Source organism: Mesotoga sp. Brook.08.YT.4.2.5.2. (assembly GCF_003351125.1).
In the GTDB taxonomy this organism is placed as follows: Bacteria; Thermotogota; Thermotogae; order Petrotogales; family Kosmotogaceae; genus Mesotoga.
Genome location: NZ_JPGZ01000007.1, coordinates 1 through 1,753, shown reverse-complemented (window position 1 = coordinate 1,753; position 1,753 = coordinate 1). Strand labels below are relative to the sequence as shown.

2 protein-coding genes are annotated in these 1,753 nt (G+C 44.6%); both read left to right on the top strand.

Annotated features, from left to right (window positions below):
• The coding region (istA, locus tag Q502_RS02110; RefSeq protein WP_102819178.1) for an IS21 family transposase at positions 1-1,198 on the top strand (1,198 nt) is incomplete at its 5' end.
• Positions 1,195-1,695, top strand: coding sequence for an ATP-binding protein (locus Q502_RS02105; RefSeq protein WP_258553697.1), 501 nt, complete (start codon positions 1,195-1,197; stop codon positions 1,693-1,695). The genes istA and Q502_RS02105, both read left to right, overlap by 4 nt.
• The last annotated feature ends 58 nt before the right edge of the window (positions 1,696-1,753 follow it).

Below are 1,753 nucleotides of genomic sequence, written 5' to 3'. Positions count from 1 at the left end.
ATACATGGCACAGAAGAGAAAAGAACTTTATGGACAGAACAAGGAGTTTTACTTCGCTTTGGAACACAAACCCGGTGAAGCACAGGTAGACTTTGGTGAAGCTGACTTTATAGAAAACGGTGTTCGCTGTCACGGATATACTCTAAATGTCTCCTTTCCCTACAGCAACGGGGGATATCTTCAACTTTTCAAGGGAGAAAACCAGCAATGCCTAATGGAAGGGCTCATGAATGTCTTCAATCACATAGGGGGTGTTCCCAACCGAATATGGTTTGACAACGCCTCATCCATGGTCAGCAAGATATTGAAGGGAGGAGACCGGGTCCTTTCAGAACACTTTCTCAGATTCAAGAATCACTATGGATTCGAAGCAGTCTTTTGTAATCCTCAGAGCGGGAATGAGAAAGGCAGCGTCGAAAGTAAAGTGGGATACCATAGGAGAAACCTGCTAGTTCCTGTTCCAGAGATAAGTGACCTTATGGCCTTCAACAAAGAGCTCCTGGTTCGATGTGATCATGATATGGAAAGACCGCACTATTCGAAGCCTGGCATGATAAGAGAGCGATTTGAAGAAGACAGGACAAAGCTTCTAACTCTTGCGCAAAGTAAGTACGATGAGTCGATCCTCTTGGCCGTTCGCACAGATGCTCACGCGAAGTTCACTCTTGAGAAAGGAAGGCATACCTATTCAAGCGCTCCAAAATATGCAAAGACCGAGATATGGGCAAGACTGACCGCTCATGAAGTTATCGTAATGGACAGGGACTACAAAGAGATAATCACTCATCCCAGACAGTATGGACAGATGAAGAGAGAATCCATGAACTGGATACCTTATCTCATCCAGTTGTCCAGGAGACCGGCAGCATTGAAATACACGGGTATATACGAACTGTTTCCTTCTCCACTACAAGAGTTTCTTGACCAGAGTGATCGTTCAAGCAAGAAAGAGACTCTCAAGATCCTTGCAGAGCTGAGCGAAGATACAGGCTTTTCGAGTGCAGTAGAAGCCTTCCTTGTAGCTCTAGAGAGAGGGACAAAAGACAGCGATAGTGTTCTCGCTATATTCCGGCGGCTCAACACGGAAAGCTTCGAGTTCAGTCCTGTTTTACTCCCGAGTGACATACCAGAACTCCCGCCTCTTAAGAACAAAGCACTTGACTACGATCTATTCCTGGGAAGGAGTAGCCAATCATGAAAGACCAGATTGCATACTGTTGTAAGAAGCTACGCCTTGGAAGGAAGATAGTGGATGTATTTGAAGAGGTAGAAGCGGACAACAACCAGGAATACCTTATGAAGATACTACGGATTGCTCTGGATAACCGTGAGACCTCAAGGAAGAACCGCCTGGTAAAACAGGCGGGCTTCTATGCACTGAAGACATTCGAAGACTTCTCGTTCGAAGAGATACGACTACCTCAAGATTTAAGTCCAGAAGAACTGAAGAAAGCATCTTTCGTAGACGAGAAGAAGAATTTGATTCTGTATGGAAATGTTGGTACTGGAAAAACTCACCTTGCTCAGGCAATCGGTTTAGAAGCGTGCAAACAGAACAAGGTGGTTCGTTTCTTCAGAACGGCTGCGCTGGTAAATCGCCTTTCAGAAGCACAGAAGAAGTCAGAACTAAACGCCTTCATGAAAACGCTAATGAAGGCCGATTATACAAAAATGACGCTGAAGACGAAGCATTAAGAGGAGAGATAGGAGGGAGAAGGAGAAAAAAAAAAAAAAAAAAAAAAAGAAGAAGGAG

What these genes read in the sequence shown, in the direction of transcription:
- Q502_RS02105 (WP_258553697.1), top strand. Translation starts at nt 1,195, where the DNA reads ATGAAAGACCAGATTGCATACTGTTGTAAGAAGCTACGCCTTGGAAGG.